This is a genomic window from Mammaliicoccus sp. A-M4, from assembly GCF_022386955.1.
Taxonomy (GTDB): Bacteria; Bacillota; Bacilli; order Staphylococcales; family Staphylococcaceae; genus Mammaliicoccus; species Mammaliicoccus lentus.
Genome location: NZ_JAJNHH010000001.1, coordinates 38958 through 60258 on the forward strand (window position 1 = coordinate 38958; position 21301 = coordinate 60258).

26 protein-coding genes are annotated in these 21301 nt (G+C 31.4%); 2 read left to right on the top strand and 24 right to left on the bottom strand.

Annotated elements, in window-relative coordinates; translation table 11 throughout:
- Nucleotides 1–170 precede the first annotated feature (170 nt).
- The 11 genes from rplS to LQ682_RS00205 form a co-directional block, all read right to left on the bottom strand.
- Entirely contained in the window at nucleotides 171–521 is a 351-nt protein-coding gene (rplS, locus tag LQ682_RS00155; RefSeq protein ID WP_064204040.1) for a 50S ribosomal protein L19, read from the bottom strand.
- A 133-nt stretch (nucleotides 522–654) separates the two neighbouring features.
- The gene (gene trmD, locus LQ682_RS00160; RefSeq protein ID WP_017000104.1) at nucleotides 655–1377 is read right to left on the bottom strand and encodes a tRNA (guanosine(37)-N1)-methyltransferase TrmD; all 723 of its coding nucleotides are present in this window, start codon (nucleotides 1375–1377) and stop codon (nucleotides 655–657) included.
- Nucleotides 1377–1877: a ribosome maturation factor RimM gene (gene rimM, locus LQ682_RS00165; protein WP_017000105.1), complete on the bottom strand. Its 501-nt coding sequence runs from the start codon at nucleotides 1875–1877 to the stop codon at nucleotides 1377–1379. The genes trmD and rimM overlap by 1 nt, the downstream gene beginning before the upstream one ends.
- Before the next feature lie 62 nt (nucleotides 1878–1939).
- Entirely contained in the window at nucleotides 1940–2167 is a 228-nt protein-coding gene (locus LQ682_RS00170; RefSeq protein WP_016910740.1) for a KH domain-containing protein, read from the bottom strand.
- Nucleotides 2168–2179: 12 nt separating this feature from the next.
- Nucleotides 2180–2455, bottom strand: a complete 276-nt coding sequence (rpsP, locus tag LQ682_RS00175) for a 30S ribosomal protein S16 (protein WP_064204042.1) — start codon at nucleotides 2453–2455, stop codon at nucleotides 2180–2182.
- A 336-nt stretch (nucleotides 2456–2791) separates the two neighbouring features.
- Nucleotides 2792–4156 carry a signal recognition particle protein gene (gene ffh / locus LQ682_RS00180; RefSeq protein ID WP_064204043.1) on the bottom strand — a complete coding sequence of 455 codons (1365 nt, stop codon included), beginning with the start codon at nucleotides 4154–4156 and terminating at the stop codon, nucleotides 2792–2794.
- 11 nt (nucleotides 4157–4167) lie between these two features.
- A complete protein-coding gene (locus LQ682_RS00185) occupies nucleotides 4168–4503 on the bottom strand; it encodes a putative DNA-binding protein (RefSeq protein WP_017000108.1) in 336 nt (111 codons plus the stop codon).
- Nucleotides 4490–5665 carry a signal recognition particle-docking protein FtsY gene (gene ftsY / locus LQ682_RS00190; protein ID WP_064211534.1) on the bottom strand — a complete coding sequence of 392 codons (1176 nt, stop codon included), beginning with the start codon at nucleotides 5663–5665 and terminating at the stop codon, nucleotides 4490–4492. Before ftsY ends, LQ682_RS00185 begins: the two co-directional genes overlap by 14 nt.
- Complete coding sequence (gene smc, locus LQ682_RS00195) at nucleotides 5662–9228, bottom strand: chromosome segregation protein SMC (protein ID WP_239723643.1); 3567 nt, start codon at nucleotides 9226–9228, stop codon at nucleotides 5662–5664. The genes ftsY and smc overlap by 4 nt, the downstream gene beginning before the upstream one ends.
- A 10-nt stretch (nucleotides 9229–9238) precedes the next feature.
- Entirely contained in the window at nucleotides 9239–9958 is a 720-nt protein-coding gene (gene rnc, locus LQ682_RS00200; protein ID WP_239723644.1) for a ribonuclease III, read from the bottom strand.
- Nucleotides 9959–10161: 203 nt separating this feature from the next.
- Nucleotides 10162–10773 (bottom strand): CHAP domain-containing protein, encoded by a 612-nt coding sequence (locus LQ682_RS00205; protein ID WP_017000112.1) that lies wholly within the window; start codon nucleotides 10771–10773, stop codon nucleotides 10162–10164.
- A gap of 410 nt (nucleotides 10774–11183) precedes the next feature.
- Here LQ682_RS00205 and LQ682_RS00210 point away from each other — a divergent pair, with 410 nt between their 5' ends.
- The gene (locus LQ682_RS00210; RefSeq protein WP_275591491.1) at nucleotides 11184–11594 is read left to right on the top strand and encodes a YolD-like family protein; all 411 of its coding nucleotides are present in this window, start codon (nucleotides 11184–11186) and stop codon (nucleotides 11592–11594) included.
- A gap of 25 nt (nucleotides 11595–11619) precedes the next feature.
- On the top strand, nucleotides 11620–12198 hold the full coding sequence (locus tag LQ682_RS00215; RefSeq protein ID WP_239723646.1) for an SAV1803-related protein: 579 nt from the start codon (nucleotides 11620–11622) through the stop codon (nucleotides 12196–12198).
- A 186-nt stretch (nucleotides 12199–12384) separates the two neighbouring features.
- Here LQ682_RS00215 and LQ682_RS00220 read toward each other — a convergent pair whose 3' ends face one another.
- From LQ682_RS00220 to LQ682_RS00275, 13 genes are all read right to left on the bottom strand, one after another.
- Nucleotides 12385–13626: an FRG domain-containing protein gene (locus LQ682_RS00220; protein WP_239723647.1), complete on the bottom strand. Its 1242-nt coding sequence runs from the start codon at nucleotides 13624–13626 to the stop codon at nucleotides 12385–12387.
- Nucleotides 13623–14189 (bottom strand): ImmA/IrrE family metallo-endopeptidase, encoded by a 567-nt coding sequence (locus tag LQ682_RS00225; RefSeq protein ID WP_239723648.1) that lies wholly within the window; start codon nucleotides 14187–14189, stop codon nucleotides 13623–13625. The genes LQ682_RS00220 and LQ682_RS00225 overlap by 4 nt, the downstream gene beginning before the upstream one ends.
- Before the next feature lie 885 nt (nucleotides 14190–15074).
- Nucleotides 15075–15206: a hypothetical protein gene (locus LQ682_RS14105; RefSeq protein WP_275591492.1), complete on the bottom strand. Its 132-nt coding sequence runs from the start codon at nucleotides 15204–15206 to the stop codon at nucleotides 15075–15077.
- A gap of 2 nt (nucleotides 15207–15208) precedes the next feature.
- Nucleotides 15209–15742 carry a hypothetical protein gene (locus tag LQ682_RS00230; RefSeq protein ID WP_239723649.1) on the bottom strand — a complete coding sequence of 178 codons (534 nt, stop codon included), beginning with the start codon at nucleotides 15740–15742 and terminating at the stop codon, nucleotides 15209–15211.
- Nucleotides 15743–15924: 182 nt separating this feature from the next.
- Nucleotides 15925–16722: a glycerophosphodiester phosphodiesterase family protein gene (locus LQ682_RS00235; RefSeq protein ID WP_239723650.1), complete on the bottom strand. Its 798-nt coding sequence runs from the start codon at nucleotides 16720–16722 to the stop codon at nucleotides 15925–15927.
- A 152-nt stretch (nucleotides 16723–16874) separates the two neighbouring features.
- Entirely contained in the window at nucleotides 16875–18290 is a 1416-nt protein-coding gene (locus tag LQ682_RS00240; protein ID WP_239723651.1) for an SH3 domain-containing protein, read from the bottom strand.
- 48 nt (nucleotides 18291–18338) lie between these two features.
- A complete protein-coding gene (locus LQ682_RS00245; RefSeq protein ID WP_204175709.1) occupies nucleotides 18339–18587 on the bottom strand; it encodes a phage holin in 249 nt (82 codons plus the stop codon).
- A gap of 49 nt (nucleotides 18588–18636) precedes the next feature.
- The gene (locus tag LQ682_RS00250) at nucleotides 18637–18855 is read right to left on the bottom strand and encodes a hypothetical protein (RefSeq protein ID WP_239723652.1); all 219 of its coding nucleotides are present in this window, start codon (nucleotides 18853–18855) and stop codon (nucleotides 18637–18639) included.
- A complete protein-coding gene (locus LQ682_RS00255; RefSeq protein WP_239723653.1) occupies nucleotides 18855–19640 on the bottom strand; it encodes a LamG domain-containing protein in 786 nt (261 codons plus the stop codon). The genes LQ682_RS00250 and LQ682_RS00255 overlap by 1 nt, the downstream gene beginning before the upstream one ends.
- 2 nt (nucleotides 19641–19642) lie before the next feature.
- A complete protein-coding gene (locus LQ682_RS00260; RefSeq protein WP_239723654.1) occupies nucleotides 19643–20281 on the bottom strand; it encodes a BppU family phage baseplate upper protein in 639 nt (212 codons plus the stop codon).
- A gap of 11 nt (nucleotides 20282–20292) precedes the next feature.
- Nucleotides 20293–20688 carry a hypothetical protein gene (locus LQ682_RS00265; protein ID WP_239723655.1) on the bottom strand — a complete coding sequence of 132 codons (396 nt, stop codon included), beginning with the start codon at nucleotides 20686–20688 and terminating at the stop codon, nucleotides 20293–20295.
- Nucleotides 20672–21088, bottom strand: coding sequence for a G protein-coupled receptor family protein (locus tag LQ682_RS00270; protein WP_239723656.1), 417 nt, complete (start codon nucleotides 21086–21088; stop codon nucleotides 20672–20674). The genes LQ682_RS00265 and LQ682_RS00270 overlap by 17 nt, the downstream gene beginning before the upstream one ends.
- A gap of 66 nt (nucleotides 21089–21154) precedes the next feature.
- Nucleotides 21155–21301, bottom strand: a complete 147-nt coding sequence (locus tag LQ682_RS00275; protein ID WP_239723657.1) for an XkdX family protein — start codon at nucleotides 21299–21301, stop codon at nucleotides 21155–21157.

The window sequence follows — 21301 nt, forward strand, 5'->3', positions numbered from 1 at the left end:
TTGTTGGATTAACTATGACAATAATCCAAGTAGAGCACCTCTTATTGGATTAAGTTATACTCATGAATTCACTTTTTCTCTGACTCAAAATTAAAAAACAAAACCGGCTAAGACAAAATGTCTCAGCCGGTTTTCTACTTAAAATAAAGGACAAATCCTTATATTTTAATTTATCTAATTTCTTTAATACGAGCAGCTTTACCACGTAAGCTACGTAAGTAGTAAAGTTTCGCACGACGTACTTTACCGCGACGTTTAACTTCGATCTTTTCGATTTTCGGAGTGTGTACTGGGAATGTACGTTCAACTCCAACACCGTAAGATAATTTACGAACTGTAAATGTTTCTGAAATTCCGCCACCACGACGTTTGATTACTACACCTTCGAATACTTGGATACGCTCACGGCTACCCTCAACGATACGTACGTGTACACGTAAAGTGTCACCTGCGCGGAATGTAGGAATATCCGTACGTAATTGGTCTTTAGTTACTGCTTCGATTAACTTATGATTACTCATTTATATTCTCTCCTTCTGACTATGTTCTTGCCCAATAATAAATTTAAAATACATTCAATGCTGGCAGCGGATCATAGTGATTTTGTGCTCACACACTTATAATACTATATCATAATGCTTATTTTCATTCAATCTATTTTTTATTGTTGTTTAGAATTTTTTTGTCTTTTTCAGTTAGTGGATATTGCTCTAATAAATCCGGTCTTCTTTCCAAAGTTCTTAATAGAGATTGTTCATGTCTCCACTTGTCGATGTTTGCATGATTCCCTGATAACAATACATCAGGAACTTTCATGCCTTGATAATCAGCCGGTCTTGTATATTGTGGGTGTTCAAGTAAACCAGATGAAAATGAATCATCTTCATGAGATACTTGATTTCCTAAAACTCCTGGTACTAATCTTACAATTGCGTCTGTCATTGTCATGCTCGCTAGCTCTCCGCCAGTCAATACATAGTCACCTATTGATATTTCATCTGTTACACAATGCGTTCTAATTCTTTCATCATATCCTTCATAATGACCGCATATAAACACAATGTGTTCACTTTCAGATAATGATTCAGCTTTTTCCTGTGTAAACGGTTCTCCTTGAGGGCACATTAAAATAACTCTTGTATCTGGTGTTTTATCTAAATCTTCCAAGGCGTTAAAGATTGGTTCTGGTTTCAATACCATACCTTGTCCGCCACCGTATGGATAATCATCTACTTGTGAATGTTTGTTATTTGCATAATCTCTAAAATTCACTGTATTAAATGATACGATATTTTTATCTTGAGCTCTTTTCATAATAGAATGATTAAGAACACCTTCGTACATTTCAGGGAATAAAGTTAAATAATCAATTTTCATTAGTCTAATAAACCTTCCATCGGTTCTATTCTGATTGATTTATTTTCAATGTCTATGTCTTTAACAACATCTTCAATATAAGGAATGAGATACTCTTTCTCTCCTTTAACCACCCACACATCATTTGCACCAGTTTCAAAAATTTCTGCTACTTCTCCAATTGCATCTTTTTCGACGAATACTGTACAACCGATTATATCTGAATAATAATATTCATTTTCATCTAATTCAATTGCATCATTTTCTTGCTCTTGAAAAATTTTAGAGCCTTTTAAGTGCTCAATTTCGTTTATGTTTTGAACACCTTCAAACGTTAATAAATGAAAATTTTTATGCATTCTGTGAGATGCGATTACAAAAGTTTGTTCCTCTTTACTATGTTTAACTGTTACATGTTGACCAGGTTGAAATCTTTCATCAGTAAAATCTGATTCAGACATTACTTTGACTTCACCTTTGATTCCATGCGTATTTACGATTTTCCCAATTTCAACGTTCATCTAGCATTGCCTCCTAACTGTTGTTTCATCAACAATAAAAAAGAGCACCAAAGTAGGCACTCTTAATTAACCTCTACAAACACTTTCTTTCCATACTCGTTCATTGAACCAGACACAATTGTACGAATTGCTTTAATCATTCTGCCCTTCTTACCAATAATTCTGCCAATGTCCTCTTCATGAACGTCTATATTGAACGTAATGCTAGAATCTTGTTCATCTTTAGATATATTGATGTTCTCCGGATAATCTACGAGCGGTACTATAATTGTTTGTATTAATTTTTCCATTATAATCTATCTTTACTTAGAAAGTTTAGAATTATGGTATTTTTCCATGATACCGTGTGTTGATAAGATATCACGAACTGTATCAGTTGGTTTTGCTCCATCTTTTAACCATTTTAAAGCTAATTCTTCATCAATTTTAACAATTGAATCTGATTTAGCAACTGGATCATAAGTACCGATTGGTTCGATAATACGACCATCACGTGGAGAACGTGCATCTGCTACTACTATACGATAAAATGGGTTTCTTTTTGAACCCTTGCGTGTTAAACGAATTTTAACTGCCATGTTTAAAAACTCCTTACTCATTTATAATTTCTTTTCTACAAGTAAATACTATAACAGGATATAAAAAGTTTGTAAAGTGTTTTCTCTTTACCAATTTAAATTTGTCTAAAATTTGTTTATAAAAAGATGGATTTCTATCTAACCATACTCAAAATAATTCTCCTAATCCCTTATATATTTAATTAACGGATTAGGAGAATTTATTTATACTCGATTTTGAAAGTGAATGCTTGCCTGGGGTATGGCCCGAGCCTTTAGTCTCTCGCGCATACTATTCCCCTGGGCGTTATCACTTTACAAAATCGCGACAAGTACTTGTTAGTAACTTATTTTAAATTAAAATGGTAAATTCATTCCTTGGAATGGATTGCTACCTTTTTTGCCTTTTTTACCTTTTTTATTGCTACCAGTAAATTGTTTCATCATTTTTTTCATTTCGCCAAATTGTTTAATCAATCTATTCACTTCTTGTAATGAACGACCAGAACCTTTAGCGATACGACGTTTTCTAGAAACGTTCAGTATTTCTGGATTACTTCTTTCTTCTAATGTCATAGATCTAATAATAGCTTGAACATTATCTATTTGTTTAGGATCCATGTTTGCATTTTTCATACCCTTCATTTTATTAGCTCCAGGTATCATGTTCATTAAATCATCTAATGGACCTAAGTCTTTAACTTGCTCTAGCTGATCTAAGAAATCATCGAATGTAAACGCAGAAGTTCGCATTTTCTTTTCTAATTCTTTAGCTTTTGTTTCATCTACACCTTGTTGAGCTTTTTCGATTAAACTTAATACATCACCCATACCTAAGATTCTAGATGCCATACGTTCTGGATGGAATAATTCAAGTCCATCTAATTTTTCACTCATACCGATAAATTTAATAGGTTTTTCAGTTACAGAACGAATAGATAGCGCAGCACCACCACGTGTGTCTCCGTCTAATTTCGTTAATGTAACACCTGAAATATCTAAAGTTTCATCAAATGATTCTGCTACATTTACAGCATCTTGACCAGTCATTGCATCTACAACTAACATGATTTCATCAGGTGTAGAAACTTCTTTCACATCAACCAACTCATTCATTAATGCTTCATCAATATGAAGTCGTCCAGCTGTATCAATGATAACAAAATCCAAGTGTTCTTCTTTAGCATATTTTAATGCATTTTCCGTAATTTCTTTAGGACTTACTTGATCTCCTTCAGTATAGACAGGGACATCTATTTGTTTACCAACTGTTTGTAATTGTTGAATAGCAGCCGGTCTATAAATATCACATGCTACTAATAAAGGCTTTTTATTATAATTTTTTCTCATTAGCATAGCTAATTTACCAGCAGTTGTCGTTTTACCTGCACCTTGTAAACCAACCATCATCACCACTGTTGGTGGCTTAGTACTCATATTAATTTTGCTATTTTCTCCACCCATTAAAGCTGTTAATTCATCTTGAACAATTTTAATAACTTGTTGTCCAGGTGTTAAAGATTGCATAACATCTGCGCCAAGGGCACGTTCTGAAACAGTGTTAACAAATTTCTTTACGACTTTAAAGTTAACGTCTGCTTCTAATAATGCTAAACGTACTTCACGCATCATTGCTTTAATATCTTGTTCAGTTACCTTACCTTTACCTTTGATGCGTTGCATCGTGGCTTGAAGTCTCTCGGATAAACCTTCAAATGCCATAATTTCTCCTCCTATTCAAGAATCTCTAAGCGTTTTATAGCTTGCTTAATTTCTTGATTATCTGATGACAATCTTTTTAATTCTTGTATTATAGACTGTCTTTCTTTAAATTTTTTAAAGAGTTGCAATTTCGTTTCATATTCTTCTAACAACTCATCTGTCCGTTTTATATTATCATATACAGCTTGTCGACTCACTTGATAAGTCTCTGCAATTTCACTTAAAGCATAATCTTCCAAATAATATAGTTCTAAATAGTTGCGTTGCTTTTCAGTTAATAATCCTTGATAAAAATCAAACAGATAATTCATGCGCATTGTTTTGATTAAATCATTATTTTCTTTCATCTTCATCCACTTCTTCAGTTGTATTTTCAACACTTTCATTTGATTCAATCATATCAGCAAATAACCCATATACGTAACTTTCAGCATCAAATGGTTGTAAATCATCCATTTTTTCACCTAATCCTACAAATTTAACTGGAATTTGTAGTTCATTACGTATGGCTAATACAATACCACCTTTTGCTGTACCGTCAAGCTTAGTTAACACAATACCTGTTACTTGAGTTACTTCTTTAAATGATTTGGCTTGAGATAAAGCATTCTGACCTGTCGTTGCATCTAAAGCTAACAATACTTCGTGTGGTGCACCAGGAATATTACGATCTATAACTTTTCTTACTTTCTGTAATTCATTCATCAAGTTCGCTTTGTTTTGTAATCTTCCAGCTGTATCACAAATTAAAACATCCGCTCCACGACTTTTAGCAGCGTTAACTGCATCATACATTACCGCAGCTGGATCTGAGCCTTCTTTTTGACTGATGACTTCAACGCCAACTCTTTCTCCCCATACTTGTAATTGTTCAATTGCACCTGCACGGAAAGTGTCACCAGCCGCTAATATTACTTTTTTACCTTCTTGTTTATATCTATGCGCTAATTTACCAATTGTAGTCGTTTTTCCAACTCCATTAACACCGACCATCAATATAACGTTTAATCTGTCATCCTCAATGTCCATGCGGTCAATCTCTTGATCACCTTGAACATATATGTCTACGATTTTTTCTACAATTACTTCTCTAAGCTCTTCTGTTTCAGTAATGTTTTGACGTTTAGCTTCCATACGTAGCTCATCAACAAGTTCCATTACTGTATTAAATCCTACGTCTGCTTGAATTAACATTTCTTCTAACGCTTCAAAGAAATCTTCGTCGACTTTTCTGTAAACAGCTAACAAGTCATTTAATTTGTTTTGGAAATTCTCTCTAGATTTTTCTAGACCTTGCTTAAATTTAGCACCTAGTTGTTCTGATTCCCACTCTTCAAATTCATCTAAAGACATTAAACCATCATTAAGTTCTACCGCTTCAGGATTTTGTTTTTCATTTGATTCGGGAGGTAAATCTTCTATAGGTTGTTCCTCTTTAGTTTCAATTTCATCTTTTTTTACTTCATCGCTTGGTGCAAATTTATTTTTTAATCGTTTAAAAAAACTCATGACTGCAATGCCTCCAATTCTTCATCTTTAATTGATTTTAAGTTAACACTCACAAGTTTAGATATACCTGCCTCTTGCATCGTCACACCATATAAACTATCTGCGTATGACATTGTACCTTTTCTATGTGTAATAACAATAAATTGTGTATCTGCTTTTAGTTTATTCAAGTACTCAGCATATCTAATAACATTATGTTCATCAAGCGCCGCTTCAACTTCATCTAGTATAACAAATGGCGCTGTTCGTACTTTCAAAATAGCAAATAACAAGCTAATTGCTGATAGTGCACGTTCTCCACCGCTTAATAAAGATAAGTACTGTCTATTTTTGCCTGGTGGTTGTACAACAATTTCCACGCCTGAATCAAGTATATCTTTATCAGTCAATTGAAGTTCAGCTCTACCACCATTAAATAAAGTTTTAAATACGTTACCAAAATGTTGATTCACTTCATCAAATGTTTCTTTAAATCGTGTAGATACTTCACTATCCATTTCTAATATTACTTGTTCTAGTGTTTCTTTAGCTTCTAGTAAATCTGTTCTTTGATCACTTAAGAAAGTATACCTATCATTAACCTCTTTAAATTGCTCGATAGCATTCAAATTAACATGACCTAATTCTTCGATAGACATTTTAGTGAGTTTAACTGTTTTACGTGCTTCTGAAATATCTTCGGGCATTTCATACATCGACTCAGCTTTTTCAAATGTAAGTTGATACGTATCACTTAAGTGCGTCAACTGGTGTTCAATCATTATATCTATTTTCGAATGTTTACTTACCATATCTTGTAGACCTGTTTCTATTCCAGAAATACTTTGTCTTAATGTTTCTATGTCTTCCTCAAGTTTTTGAATTTCTTCTTGAATAGCTCTATACATATCTTGTTGTTCTGACATTTTCGTTTCTATTTCAAGTTTTGTATTAGTACTTTGTTCTATATGTTTTTCAACTTCATCAAACTGACTAGTACCACTGTATTCATCCGAGTTAACTAATTCAATTTGATCTAAAATTTTTGTTAATGTATTTTCATTTTCATTTAAATCCTCAGTTAACCGTTTTTTATCCTGTACTTTCAGACGATTTCTCTCTTTTTCCACTGCGAGGTTTGATCGTTTTTCATTTAATAAATTTTGTATCGTTTTTTCACTATCTTTGTTATTAGATAACGATGCGTTTAATTGATTGATTTCTTCATCTATTGACTTAAGGCGCCCTTGAATTTCAACAAGTAATGATTGTTTTTCTTTTAAAGTTTCTTGCCCTTTTATGAAATTATAACCATCGTTCTTTTCAAACTCGAACGTTTCATTTTCATCTATTAAACGTTTTTCTTTTGCTAAAATAGAATCTAACTGCAATGTCACTTCGTGTTCACTTGCTCTAAGCTCCGTGCCTTTTTCTTGTGTTTCTGAAAGAGATTTTTCTAATTGTTGAATTTCTTCTTTTAAATTTTTAACTTTTGATTCTACTTGTGTTGTCTGTTTCATAAAGTTATGGTATTTATCTTCAGTTGTCTTAAGTTCATCTTTTTGAGATAAGAGACTCGCTTTTTTCTCTTTACCTCCACCAGTCATCGCACCTCCAGGAGTAATAATATCTCCATCTAGTGTTACAATTCTATGTTTAAATTGAATTGTTCTAGCTAGCTCATTAGCAGTTTCTAAACTTTCCGCAATAATCGTACTACCTAATAAATGCTCTACTATATTGCGATACTGTTCATCAAACTGGACACCTTCTGATGCTACTGTAACAAATCCAGGACTGTTTTTAATTTGATTTACTACATTATCTGGTATAAATCTCTTTTTGATGACATTCATTGGTAAAAATGTTGCTCTACCTAACTTTTTATCTTTTAAATATTTAATCGCTAATCTTGCATCTTTCTCTTCTCGAACAATAATATGCTGTAATGAAGCTCCAAGCGCAATTTCAACTGCTGTAGTTAACTGCGTAGGCGTATCAATAATTTCAGCTACTGCTCCTTCAATGCCTTTTAAAGATTTTTCCTTTAGTACATGCTTTACACCAGAATAAAAACCAGAATAATCTTCTTGCATACTTTTAAGTGTATTAATACGTGTTTTCATTTGTTCAGTGTATCTATATGCTTGATAAAGTTTAGATTCAGACTCTTTATACTCTGTTTCTTTCTCTTTTAAAATCGCGTAATCAGATTTATATTTTTCCGTTGTTTCTTTCAAATCCGTTTCAATTTGTTCTAATTGTTTACTTACTGTTTCTTTCTCTTTCCAGACATTTTGTAAATGATCATATACTTCTTTTTGACGACCATCTAACCTTGATTGTTTTTCTTGATGAGTTGCTAATTTATCTTCTAAAAATCTAATATCATTATTTATATCAGATTGTTCTGTCATTAATTGATAATATTGATCTTTCAGTTCTTCAATACGTTCCTCGAAAGAACCTTCATTATTAGAAAGTTGGCTTTCAAGTTGATTAATCTCTTGAAGCATTACTTGTTGTTTTTCCTTAAATGAAGATAGTTCAACATCGATTTCTTTAATTTGATTAGTTATTTTATCAATACGAGATTGCGTAAGGTTTTTATCTTCTTCTAATCTTTCATTTGTAGCATCACTATTTTTTTGTCTTTCTTTTAAAACTTCTAATTGACCTGTGTAACGCTCTAATGATTCTGTCGCTTCTACTAAAGATTTATTAGATTCTTGTATTTTAAATGAAATTTGATCACGATTCTTTTTCTTATCATTCAACTTAAATGTTAATCCATCTAATTCAGAAGTCTTTTGATTTTTTTGTGCTTGAAAATGCTCTATATCAGTTTCTAATTGTTTAAAATCTTTATTTAAGCTTTGAATATCATAAACAGTAACTGTAATATCACTCTTTTTCATTTCTTCTTTCAAAGAAAGATATTCTTCAGCGATTGCTGCTTCTTCCCTTAAAGGTTCTACACGTGCTTCTAAATCGAATACTATATCTTCAACTCGGTTTAAATTTTGCTCTGTTTCTTCAAGTTTAGTAGTCGCTTCTTTTTTACGTTTTTTATATTTAAGTACACCAGCAGCTTCTTCAATTAAATAACGTCTATCGCTAGGTTTAGCATTTAATACTTCATCAACTTTCCCTTGAGATATAATGCTAAAAGCTTCTTTACCTAAACCAGAATCTAAAAATAAATCTAATATAGATTTCAATCGAGTTCTTTCATTATTAAGATAATACTCACTGTCACCATTACGATATAATCTTCTTTCAACTGTAATTGTGTCTTCATCTATATTAAGTTTTCTAGAATGATTGTCTAAAGTTAATTTCACTTCAGCATATTGACATTTTTTTCGTTCTTTAGATCCATTAAAAATAATATCTTCCATCTTCGATCCTCGAAGACTCTTGGCAGATTGTTCACCAAGCACCCATTTTATAGCGTCCGTTATATTACTTTTACCACTACCATTTGGGCCGACTATTGCAGTTACACCATTATCAAATTCAACATGTGTATTTTCTGCAAATGATTTAAATCCGTATGCATCTATCGACTTTAAATAAACCATAAATTACTCCTTAACGACTATTATTCAGCGCTTTTTTAGCTGCATTTTGTTCAGATTCTTTCTTCGTTCGACCTTCACCAATTTCTAAAGCTTCCCCATTTAATAACACCTCTGAGGTAAATAACTTGTGATGAGCTGGTCCACTTTCATCGAGTAGATGATAAGTAATGACACCTTTATTACGTCTATGCATGAACTCTTGAAGCTCAGTCTTATAATCTCTATTAGCGGTATAATTATCATCTATAACATGAGGGTAAACCACCTTATTTAAAAAGGTTTCTACACTTTCAATCCCCTTGTCCAAATACAATGCACCTACAAACGATTCAAAAGCATCAGCAATTAAAGACGGGCGTTCACGTCCGCCGGTCTTCTCTTCGCCTTTACCAAGAAGTAATAATTCGTTCATGTTCAAACTCATTGCAAATGTTACAAGTGATGGTTCACATACAATTGATGCGCGCAGTTTAGTTAACTTACCTTCAGGCAATAATGGAAATTTCTTATACAAAAACTGTGACACCGTCAATTCTAACACCGCATCTCCTAAAAATTCTAAACGTTCATTATGACTTAATTTATCCAGTTTAAAATCATTAATAAAACTAGAATGCGAAAAAGCTTGAATATAAATATCATAATTTTCAAATTCAATATCTAGATTAGACATAAACTGATCAAATTCAACTTTGAATTGCATTATGATTTGAGATTTGTTCTTAGACATTTGTTTCCTCCTAACATTATGTTTCCTATCTATTTTACGTTAAATATCATAAAAAAAAAAGAATATTATCATAAACTTATTTATCTAGACCACAATCGTAAACTATTGAGCAAAAATACATAAAAATACTCCTAATCTAAAAATTAATAAATAACAGATTAAGAGTATTTTAAGAAAAGCTTAACATTTATACCTTTAACATATTAATTGGGTCTAATAAACCACATTTCTGTTTCATAATTATGAGTAATACGTTGAGCTACTTCTGTCTTATCTTCACCGCCACCATACCAGTTTTGATCTAAGCTTTGGAATTGATTTAAATTACCATCAGCATTACCATTTGTAACAATAGCTGTATGGCCCGCTCCTGAGCCAAAATCTTCATTAAATACAACAATGTCACCTGGTTTAGCCACAAAAGATGGCGTGTTTTTATAAACAGTTGCCTCACCTGTAAAGTCATTTTCAGTAGGTATATCTTTAGCGTAGTCACCATGTAAACCATGACCATATAAATAATTCCAATAATAATTAACTAAATCGAAACATTGCCAACCATAATAGCCATCGAAGTCCCACCCTTTACCTTCTAATGAATTTATATAATCCATTGCAGCTGATGAAGACTTAGTTGCTTCTTCCTTAACTTTACTTGCTTTTTTATCATAATTTCTATGATCAACTTCAATATTCTGTATCTTAGGTGATTTATCTTTTGAGGTACCTTCCTTTGCATCAACTTGAGCATTCAAATTCAAAACTGCCAAACTCGTAAGTGCCATCGTTAATAAAAATTTTCTGTTACCTTTCATATATCCCCCTTATGATTTATGTATAGTAATTATTCCATATGGAATAATTACAACATTTTAACATAATAATAGATATGTGAATAGTTCATCATTTGTGTATGAGTGATTTAAAACTAACTATATCAGCATATAAAAAATCCCGTTAGGCATATACCTACGGGATTTTGTAAAGTGGATTATTTCTCTAATGATGAAATACATATGATTTTCGCATGAGTTTATGGGTGTCCAAACATAGTAATTATCACACTTTCTCATAGGTTTTATGCAATGGTTATTTCATATTAGTTCATATGAAAACAAACTTTTTGCCCCCTTTTTGCCCCCTTATACATATACACTCCTCCTCTTTACAAAATAGAACGTTTGTTCGTATAATAAAACTACTAATTATGCGAGAGGTGTTTAAGTTGAAAATCATTAACCCAGGTATGCCTGAACCATATAAGTATGAAACAGATTATCGTAAGATACCTAAACAGTATTTAAACAGTAATATTCCAGAGGGACGTAAGATGATTAAATGGGCGCCATTTGCTACGATGCCTCAACAATATGAAACAATTAATCAATATATTAAGGACCAAAGTAAGACTGATAAACCTATCTTAGATGAATTAGCATTACGTGATTTAAATGATGTGTTGGCACAAAAATTGTTTTATGATCCACCTGCTACTATTAAATATTGGGAAGATGGATATTATAAAACAATTGAGTGTGAGATTAATAAGTTCGATAGTGAGTGCAACAAGTTAGAGGTATTAGAGAATGGTGAGAAAGTGTTATTGAGTATGGATTGTATTGTGGAGATAGAGTAATATTAATATAATGGAGGGGATAATCATGGAAAACTACGAAGAAAAATATGAATACTATTCAAAATTAATGGATATGAGTTACGATGAAGCAATAAGTACATTAATTGATAAGCACGGGACTGTTATAGATAATTACTATATAGAAAAATCTTATAATAGATTTTTGGCAGGTGAAATTAAAAACCCTACTAAAGGTAAGTTTTCAAAAACTAATGAAGGTTTATTTTGTCATCACATACTTGAAAATAAGTTTAAAAACATTTCTGATAAGAATTATATTTCCAAACATCAATACTCATATGAATATCAAACTAAAGAGTACCTAGTATATTGTGATTTAATAGAGCATATGATTCTTCATGTATTAATCACAAAAGAAACAGATGGAGAAAATGGTGTTAATGGGCTATGTGAATACTTAAAACCAATGGTTATAGATTTTTATATAATGGATATAGAACCAAATATAAAATGGCTACAATTATCTAAAGAAAGAGCGTTTTTACCAAAGTATCAAGTGGAGAATTTACTGATCAAAATAGATGAAATGTTAAAAGATGTAGAAATATATAATTTTATGGAGGAAGAATTAAAGAAAATATAAGTGCAATTAACTCAAACAATAAAATAAAGCTATTTATGAGAGCAAAAAGGCGGCCGACTGTAGCAGCCACCTATATATAGTCTTAACGTCTTTCACCCAATTTAAGTATAACATAAAAAAAGCCCACCAATTAAGGTGGGTTTTTTTATTGTAAAAACTATTAATATAATCCTTTATACAAACAATTTATATTAAGAAATTAGCAATTAAGTTTTTAGCATTAACATTTTCTCGAGTTTCCGCTTTAGTATTTTCTTTCATTCTTTTTTCAACATATTCCGACTCAACATATTGAATATGTTTATATAAATCTGGGTATAAATGTTTTTCACGATAATGATATTCTGCTAATTTATTTTTTATATCCATTCTTATTCTACTTAAGACTATTTTTTCATAATACTCTTTCTGAGATTTCACTGATCTTTTTAAAGCATTTACACTTCTACCTAATTCGAAGTATTCTCTGATTTTCCCCTGAATATCTTCTTTACGAATTTCTTCGTTATTATCATTTTGTTCATTCGATCTATCCATCATGGTAAGGTATTCTTCTTTTAACTCATTATGACGACTTTTTTCTTTTTCTAATAAACGTTTAGTTTTCTTTAAATGTTTAAAGCTAATCTTAAGTTTGATTCTAATTAATGGTATTTTATTAATTTTACTTGGTGTGGGAGTAGTTAAGGATACTTTATCAAAATTTAAAAATGCTCCTTTTTGTGCAATAATTCTTTGATTAGTGTTTAACTGTTTTACTTTACTAAATAAATTAAACTTATCATGTATCTCTGGATCAATGTTATATAAATCTAAAGTTGCAAATTCAAAGTCATTAGCACTAGTATCAGACACCATAAATAGCAATGCTATATATGGATTTTCGGTTATATCAATCAAACTTGTTTTCATACCATAATGCTGTAAATGAGCAAGTTCTTGCTCTCTCATTTTTATATTACTTTCATCAGAAATTGCAGGATAGTACTGAACTAAGTCTGGATACCTATACATAATATCTTTATAGGTTATTTCAAACTTATTTTTAAGTTCATCATTAGTGTTTTTTCTAATTATACCAGGTAACATTTCCCAATCCGTACATTGTCCTCTTGAAAATTTATATTCTCCATCAAGTTGTTGTAGAAGTTCTTTATATAAATAAAATAAACTCCAATTATTATTAAACTTTTGCGAGTCATCGATTAATCTGACGTTTATTTCTTCAGTTATACTACCTACTTTTTTTGCGAGTTCTTCATTATTGCATTTAGTATTTGAAGAAACTCCTTTTATTTTGTATAAAGTATTGTTACTTTCATCAGGGTTTCGAACTTTAACCTTTATATCAATATTAATAACATCAAAATACAAATCTTCCTTATAACTTTTTTCAATGTCACTATAACTAAATTCTAAATTTGTCATATCAAGCCTAAATTTATCAACCTATAACTAGCAGCTGACTCAGATACTTTTAATTTTTCGGAAACATATTCATATAACTTTCGCTTTTGTTCAGAAGTTAAATTAGTATTTTGATCTAAATTATTAATTTTTAAAAACGTATCATAAAGTGTTTCAACTTGAATTTCAGGCATTAAAATACTTGCAGCAAAACTATTTGCAGCAATTTCATTTGAATAATCTACTGGATTTTTATAATTTGATTTATCTATTGTTCTAAGATTAGTGCCATCGTGATTGAGAATAAAATGAGCAAATTCATGTGCTATAGTAAATCGTTTTCTATTTTCAGAATGATTTTCATTAACAATTATTTTATTCCCTTCAAGACGACCAGAAATATCATAACCTAAGTTTTCTTCAACGATTTCAAGATTAAATGCTTCAACAATATCTCGAATCTTGATATGAAAGTCTTTAGTCGATATTGAATGTTGCTGATCATTTAACTTTCCACCAATAACACTGAGTATCGATTCATTAAACAATTGTCTGTAGGGTAAAGTTTGTTCTACTTTGCTCATATTATCTCCTCCTTTAGATTAAATATAAGCTATAAATATAGCATATTCAATACATACGTTCTAAAAAAGGTTACAAAATGTAAACTTTTCGTACAATATGTGACACATTCTTCTATTAATTCCATACAAAAATCACTCTAGATGATAGTAAAAGGTCTAGAGTGGCTTATTAAAATAGAATCATTCAACAATACGGAATGTTAAATCGGGTATTAAGCCATTCCTTGTATTACTAAATTACCAGATTATGCTAAATATGGCAATAAAAATTTAAAAATAACCCCATCACACAAAGTGATAGGGCAAGTTAATGGTTATTTATATATGAAAATCCAGCACAAGATTTGTGCTTATATATAGTAATACTACACTTTAGGTATTAAATCAAATAAATAACACCCCACTTATTAGCGAGGTGCAAAAAGGTATTACCAAATATGAGTTTAAAACTAAAACGGAGATAATAGGTTTAAACTAATTTAATTATATCACTATGGATAATCTAGTCAAAATAATAACCTACTCAATTATATGAGCAGGCTCGCCGTATAGTTGTGTTTAATATGTCTAATGTTATTTTAGCACAAAAAATAACCCAATCAAAAGATTGGGCTGTTAATTTTAAAAAGTTCAAGAGATATAGAGTTATATAACTCTACAAGCAGTGTAGCATATTTCATTTAATTTACAATTAATTTGAATTATTTTTAAATACTCCAGCCTATTTCCGTAGGACTGGAGCATGTAATACATAAAAGTTTGTTATTCGGAGATTAGCCAAATTTTACTAAGTATAGCTATTATTAGCTATATTAGATTTTTACCCGATTTTATATACGATAAACAAAATTAACCCTAGCCTATTTTGGAAAGCTAGGGTTTATTTTATTTCTGTCTCTCTAATAATTCTATTTTTCTTTTCAATCTTTTGTTCTCTGCACTATAACCTAATAACGAGAATAGAAAACATATTGTTGCAAAGTAAGGTAGTATTGTTAAAATATGATCTATTAACATATCTATTCCTCCTTATGGTCATCTTCTTTTTCTTTAAGTTCTTTGTTTAGAGCTTTGTAATCGTTTATAATATCGCGTTGCTCTTTAATAATATTATTTTGATTTTTTATATTCTCATCCATACTTGAATCTTTATCCATAGATGTTATACCGAATACTATTGTACTGACAATCCCAATTGCCGCTAATGTATTTTTTGTTTTAGAAAAGAAATATTCAATAGCATCAATTACTTTTATATATTGTGGTGTTTCTTTCTTCACTCTGTCTTTCACATTATTTATTGTATCAAAGTTGTTTGTTGTATTGAGTATTCTTTGAAGTTTATATACATCTTTAGCGTTGTCAACCTTTAAAGTATTATCAATATCTTGTATAACTTCGTATATACCATCTGGAACACGACCGTTACCATCACAATTAGGACAAGGTCCAGAGATGTTATTCGTTGAAGTCATTATAACACCTACTGAAAGTCCGAATCCACTTTGAAAAACAGTACCACAATTCATACATACGGCTGGCAAATTAAACATAATTCATCCCTCTTTTAGCATAATTATATTAATATTACACTAAAATAAGATTGTATAAAAGATAGAACACAAATCGAACACATACCCCCTATTCATTCAGGTGGGCTTTTACGTATTCATATAACTAAAAACACCACCCAGTGAAATGTTTGGGTGGTTTAATTTATATTTAAATATGTTCGCTATGGATTGTTATTAAAAGCACCATCAACGTTTAAATCTTTCATTTCCTTAACATCGTCTTCATTATTTAAAGTAAAGACATGTACTTTCAATCCGTTCTTATGAACTTTTTCTACTAATTCTTTACTTATAACATCCTTATTAAAACCTAATCCATATGTAAACTTAGATAATCTTTTTAATTCTTTATCGTTTAAATCTTTTACATCTCTATCATCTATTAAATGAACTAACGGTATATTTTCATTTAGTTTATGTATATTTTGTAAACTAGTTTCAGAGAATGATTGAATAATTAAGTTGCCACTTTTCAAACCATCTTTTTTGAGTAGATCATTATTTTCTAAATCTTTTATTAGCTTTTTATCCATGCCTGGATACATATCTGGATGTTTAGTTTCGATATAAAAATTAGTTTTGTTTTTATACTTATTCAAAATATCATTTAATTCAGGAACTTTTTCGTTTTTATATTTTTCATCAAACCAAGACCCAGCATCTAAGCTTTTAATTTCTTTTAAAGTTTTATCCTTAACTAATCCAGCGCCATTTGTTGTTCTGTCTACTTTATTATCATGCATTGCGATTAATTTATTGTCTTTAGTCATTTGTAAATCTAACTCTGTATAATCTGCTTTTTGCTTTATTGCTTTATCATAAGCAACATATGTATGTTCTGGTTTAGAACCACTTGCACCTCTATGAGCTATGTTTAAATAATCTTTATCTAAAGTGCTACTCCCACAACCTGCTAATAAAATACAATTTAATATACTAATACCTATCAATTTTTTCATGTTATACTCCTAAAAATTTATTTATCTATTTATTATAGTATCATTTATTTAAATAAAAAATAACCCTACCTAGTTCCCGCTAAGTAGGGTTTAATAATGTACGACGGTTCATCGTAACCAAGTAATAGCATATTATATTATAACATATTTACTTATTTAATTGTACCCCATAATGGACCAACTGAATGTCCTGGAGGCGTACCTTTTGCAGTTCTGATTGGTAAGTAGTATCTTACACCTTTCCATGTATAGCCAATCCAGATGTGACCATCTTGTAAACAAACTTCATCATAATCTGTATAGCCACCAGGTTGGAACCAATAACCTTCTTGAGCAGTTAGGAACGGTGCATCTATTCTTGCTAATATCGGACTACCACCACATGTGAATGTAGCCGACTCTTTCATCCACCATGTCCCATATTGGTTCTTTTGCCATTTGCCACTAGAGACATTTTTAGACGTGTTGCTAGACGTTTTCTTACTCGTTGATACTGTTGAGCCTTTTGGTATTTCACCTTGATAATACGCTTTAATTTGACTTATAAAGTAGTCTTTAGTTTTATTCACTACTGATTGTGGCGCACGTTGAGTTGATGTGTATCCAGCGTGTAACTTCATTGATCTATGTGGACACTGTGTTGCACTAAATTCGTTGTGTAATCTCACTGTATTTCTATCAACTGGAAGTCCCCACTTTTTCAACATTCTCGCTGCTTCTTGAAATGCTGATTGTTCACTTGCTAAGAAATCTTTATCACTAGCTGACATTGATTGGCATACTTCAATACCGTAATAATTAGTATTCCCATCATTATTAGCTGTATGCCATGCTGTACGTCCCTCTGGTAGTGCTTGCCACACTGTATTGCCACTAATGTAACTATGTGCTATACCGTTCTCTAATCGACTTAATGGTGCATTTACTAAACTGTCGTGATATTGCATTGCCGATAAACTACCAGCATCATTATGGATAACTACTCCTTTAGGTTTATAGCCACGTTTAGGTAACTTATAACCTGTCACTTCATCACGATTGTATTTTAGTGTTTTACCTTTTTTAGTATCTTCTTTTTTAGGAACTTCTTTTTTAACAGTAGCTTTTTGAGTAGTTGTAGCTTTCTTAACTTCAGCTTTGAAATTCGGACGGATAAACCACATAGGGAAATCATAGTTATGTTTCCTGCGTGTTGTAACTTCTGTTTTATCTAAGCCTCCGCCCAACCAATTCTGTTCTACGACATCAAGTTGATCTAGTGTTGCGTCTACAACAATAGCTACATGACCATATCCACCGCCATAATTTTTATTAAATATAACCAAGTCGCCTGGTTTAGCTAAGAATGACTTTGTGTTCTCATGTACGGTAGCCTCGCCTTTAAAGTCATTGTGTGTAGGTATATCAGCAGCACCGTTACCTTTTAACCCGTGTCCGAATAATTGATGCCAATAATAGTTTGCAGTATCAAAACATTGCCAGCCATAAGCATTGTCGTAATCGAACCCTTTACCTACCATAGATAGTGCGTATTCTACCGCCTCTTTTTGTGTTAATTTTGCAGTCATTAATAACACTCCTTTTATTGTATTAAAAAAGCCAACTATTTAGCCGACTTATTTTGGTTCGTTATATTGTTGAGCATGAGTTGAGTCATTTATCCCTTTTGTAGTAGGGTCTTGAACCACGCCTAGTAACACCAACACGCCTAACACACTGTTAACGATATTCGTTATTTGGTCAGTGTATACTGTGATGTCGTAGTCAAATGCGCCAGATACTTGTTGAGCAAACAAAAGGATAGCCGAAATAATGGCTACCCAGAATGATTTTTGCTTAATTCTAACTTTCCAGTTGATTTTCATTAGTTATCCTCCTTAAATTAAAAAATCACTCGTGAAAGAGTGACTTAGTTTATTCTTCTTCCCATGACCATTCATTTGTAGCCATGATCTCTGATGCTTCTGGTGCATCTAAAATTTGTACTTTATCATTGCTTTCCAAATCATGTGCTAAAATTTCAGCGTATTCTAAATGACAAATCGTTTTAGTACCGTCTTTCGACTTACGCCAATATCTCGTGTTATATCCTAATCGTTCAAAGAATTGTATTTCTGCAATGACAAATCTCATTATAAGTTCCACCTTTCTTTTTCTAGATTGTAGTTGTGTTTAATTTCTTCATTAGTGAGTGATTTATCGTGAATTTTTAAACTATATAAAGAACCTTTGAAAAAGTAATTATTATTCCATATACCTATACCAGTTACCTTCATATTACTTCTAGCATCTGCTTCCATGTTAAAAGTAGTATATAAAGATTCATTAATATACATATAAACTTTCTTATCATCAGAGTTAATAACGTAGCTTATGTTTATCTTTTTATTTAAAAACTCAACGAAAAAGTTAGTTGCTCGGAATTGTTCTTGCCTACCTTCACTATTAAGTATAGACAAATCTAGATTATAACCATTCTTTCTGATAAAGAAATAAACACTTGTGGAACTTAAAATGTAATTGTTTGTAATATTGTCAATATCAATAGTTGTAGATATCGTAAAGTTTTTACCAAGTTCTGTGTTCAAAGATATATAATCATCTATACCATCAAACTTTAAGCCAGTACTATATCCACTCTCACTTGTATAAGAAAAGTTTTTTAAAGTACCATCACTGTTATTACTTAAATCTTTTGCTATATCCTTATTAAAACTTGTATTATTTAAATTTTTAAAGTCGTACCATAAAACTAACTTGTCTATAATAGGATTAGGGTATAGAACTTTGTTTCCTTGAAAAACAAAATCTATTTTTTTATCTCCAATTTTAATATCTTTAGTTTCTTGATTATCTTCTAATATCAAGTTATTTCCTTGATAAATATGAGTGATTTTTTTGTCACCTATATTAGCCATGATCACACCTCGCTTATAAAGTACAAGGTGTTACTATCTTTAGTTTCTAGTTGGTCATATTCTTCTCTTGTATAAATTTTAGGACTTGCTAGGACGGAATCGCCTTTATCCCCTTTATCTCCTTTAACACCTTGTATACCTTGTGATCCAGTATCGCCTTTCTCGCCTTTCTCGCCTTTAAATTCACTAGCATTAGCGAGTAATACTTCTTCGATTTTATCCCCAATCAAGTCAATATTGATTTCTTTTGCTACTTGTTCATCTAGTCCACTACTTAGAATAGTGAAACTAAATTCTGTGGCATGTAGCGATTGCGCTTCACTCTTTAATATCAATGTTGCTTTAACTTTACCGACATGTTTAATCACATTATCTCTAATCTTATATTGAATTAAGCCTTGTTCAGCTAACACAATATCTACTGGTTCGTTATCGAAGTACGATCCGTCTTGCATATATAGACTTAACATCGGTGTTAGACCAGCAGTCGCAAGATTAACTGGCTCGTTATTATGTTTAATGTATATACGAATAGAGGCACTATTTTCATCTTCTGTATAAAAATTAGCGCCAATATTACCATATTCAGCGCCTTGTTCGTTAATATTAACTTCTATGTCTTTATTTTTGTATATTGCCATTTAATCACTCCTTAGAAAAATACTTGTGCAAATGCTAAAGCCCCAACAATAACAGTTCCTAATGTACCGATTATTGCGACCCATAACTGTATGTTGCCTTGTTTGCGTTCTGATACTGAATGTTCAATATCATCTACACGCTTAGTAGTTGTTTCAACATTAAACTCTACATTTTTAATACGATCGTTATATCCATCCATCTTTTCATCAATTGATTCTAAAATATGGTTTGTTTTCTTGCTCGTTTCAGTTAATGCTTGCGTACTAATTGATAGGGTGTTTATAGTAAGTTTTAAATCATTGTGCAATTCCATATGTTTGCTATCAACATCTTTAATACGACCTGTTAGTTTGCTTATATCAGCAATGTGGTCAGCTTTTAATACATATCTATTTTCGTCTGGCATAAATCTCTGCACCCCCGAAAAACGCAATCACACCACATACTGCAGATAACGTGGCAAATTGCATAGGTGTTAGCCAATTAATAGCATTGAACAAACCTGCGCTTGTCATCATTAAATACATGAACGAACATGTCAGACCTCCTAAAAACAATGACCAATGAAAAAGGCTATTACGTTTAGGTATCAACCAACTTGAATAAATCAAAAATAAACTTGATATAGCCATCAATATCCCCCACACCCAAATAGGCATAAATTGATGTAAAGCTTTATAAAATTCTGAATCGCTTAATACCGTTTCTTGTTGAATAGCAAAGAACAAACCACGCCATAAGCTGAATACACCTAAACCGAACAGTAGCGTGCTTGAAATCATTTCTGGTAAGGACATCTTGTTCATAAAACACCCACTCTCTGTAATTTATTTATATAAAAAAGACACTGAAATTAATCAGTGCCTTGTGATTTATTCTGGATATTTCTCGCCTGTGATAAGTGCGTATTCTTCTTTGTCAATAACACCCATATCAACATACCATTGCATATCTTCTAATGTGTAAATACCCCAACCCCATTGCGTTTTTAAATCTTGAAATTTAGGAAACATAAACAT

Bases quoted from the DNA above. Each gene is read 5' to 3' on its own strand.
- LQ682_RS00225 (WP_239723648.1), bottom strand. From the start codon at position 14,189: ATGAGCAAAGTAGAACAAACTTTACCCTACAGACAATTGTTTAATGAA.
- LQ682_RS00275 (WP_239723657.1), bottom strand. From the start codon at position 21,301: ATGTTTATGTTTCCTAAATTTCAAGATTTAAAAACGCAATGGGGTTGG.
- LQ682_RS00215 (WP_239723646.1), top strand. From the start codon at position 11,620: ATGGAAAACTACGAAGAAAAATATGAATACTATTCAAAATTAATGGAT.
- LQ682_RS00240 (WP_239723651.1), bottom strand. From the start codon at position 18,290: ATGACTGCAAAATTAACACAAAAAGAGGCGGTAGAATACGCACTATCT.
- ffh (WP_064204043.1), bottom strand. From the start codon at position 4,156: ATGGCATTTGAAGGTTTATCCGAGAGACTTCAAGCCACGATGCAACGC.
- LQ682_RS00245 (WP_204175709.1), bottom strand. From the start codon at position 18,587: ATGAAAATCAACTGGAAAGTTAGAATTAAGCAAAAATCATTCTGGGTA.
- LQ682_RS00235 (WP_239723650.1), bottom strand. From the start codon at position 16,722: ATGAAAAAATTGATAGGTATTAGTATATTAAATTGTATTTTATTAGCA.
- LQ682_RS00260 (WP_239723654.1), bottom strand. From the start codon at position 20,281: ATGGCAATATACAAAAATAAAGACATAGAAGTTAATATTAACGAACAA.
- ftsY (WP_064211534.1), bottom strand. From the start codon at position 5,665: ATGAGTTTTTTTAAACGATTAAAAAATAAATTTGCACCAAGCGATGAA.
- LQ682_RS00185 (WP_017000108.1), bottom strand. From the start codon at position 4,503: ATGAAAGAAAATAATGATTTAATCAAAACAATGCGCATGAATTATCTG.
- rimM (WP_017000105.1), bottom strand. From the start codon at position 1,877: ATGAACGTTGAAATTGGGAAAATCGTAAATACGCATGGAATCAAAGGT.
- LQ682_RS00220 (WP_239723647.1), bottom strand. From the start codon at position 13,626: ATGACAAATTTAGAATTTAGTTATAGTGACATTGAAAAAAGTTATAAG.
- LQ682_RS00270 (WP_239723656.1), bottom strand. From the start codon at position 21,088: ATGAACAAGATGTCCTTACCAGAAATGATTTCAAGCACGCTACTGTTC.
- LQ682_RS00255 (WP_239723653.1), bottom strand. From the start codon at position 19,640: ATGGCTAATATAGGTGACAAAAAAATCACTCATATTTATCAAGGAAAT.
- LQ682_RS00205 (WP_017000112.1), bottom strand. From the start codon at position 10,773: ATGAAAGGTAACAGAAAATTTTTATTAACGATGGCACTTACGAGTTTG.
- rplS (WP_064204040.1), bottom strand. From the start codon at position 521: ATGAGTAATCATAAGTTAATCGAAGCAGTAACTAAAGACCAATTACGT.
- LQ682_RS14105 (WP_275591492.1), bottom strand. From the start codon at position 15,206: ATGTTAATAGATCATATTTTAACAATACTACCTTACTTTGCAACAATA.
- rnc (WP_239723644.1), bottom strand. From the start codon at position 9,958: ATGTCTAAGAACAAATCTCAAATCATAATGCAATTCAAAGTTGAATTT.
- trmD (WP_017000104.1), bottom strand. From the start codon at position 1,377: ATGAAAATTGATTATTTAACTTTATTCCCTGAAATGTACGAAGGTGTT.
- LQ682_RS00230 (WP_239723649.1), bottom strand. From the start codon at position 15,742: ATGTTTAATTTGCCAGCCGTATGTATGAATTGTGGTACTGTTTTTCAA.
- rpsP (WP_064204042.1), bottom strand. From the start codon at position 2,455: ATGGCAGTTAAAATTCGTTTAACACGCAAGGGTTCAAAAAGAAACCCA.
- LQ682_RS00265 (WP_239723655.1), bottom strand. From the start codon at position 20,688: ATGCCAGACGAAAATAGATATGTATTAAAAGCTGACCACATTGCTGAT.
- LQ682_RS00170 (WP_016910740.1), bottom strand. From the start codon at position 2,167: ATGGAAAAATTAATACAAACAATTATAGTACCGCTCGTAGATTATCCG.
- LQ682_RS00250 (WP_239723652.1), bottom strand. From the start codon at position 18,855: ATGAGATTTGTCATTGCAGAAATACAATTCTTTGAACGATTAGGATAT.
- smc (WP_239723643.1), bottom strand. From the start codon at position 9,228: ATGGTTTATTTAAAGTCGATAGATGCATACGGATTTAAATCATTTGCA.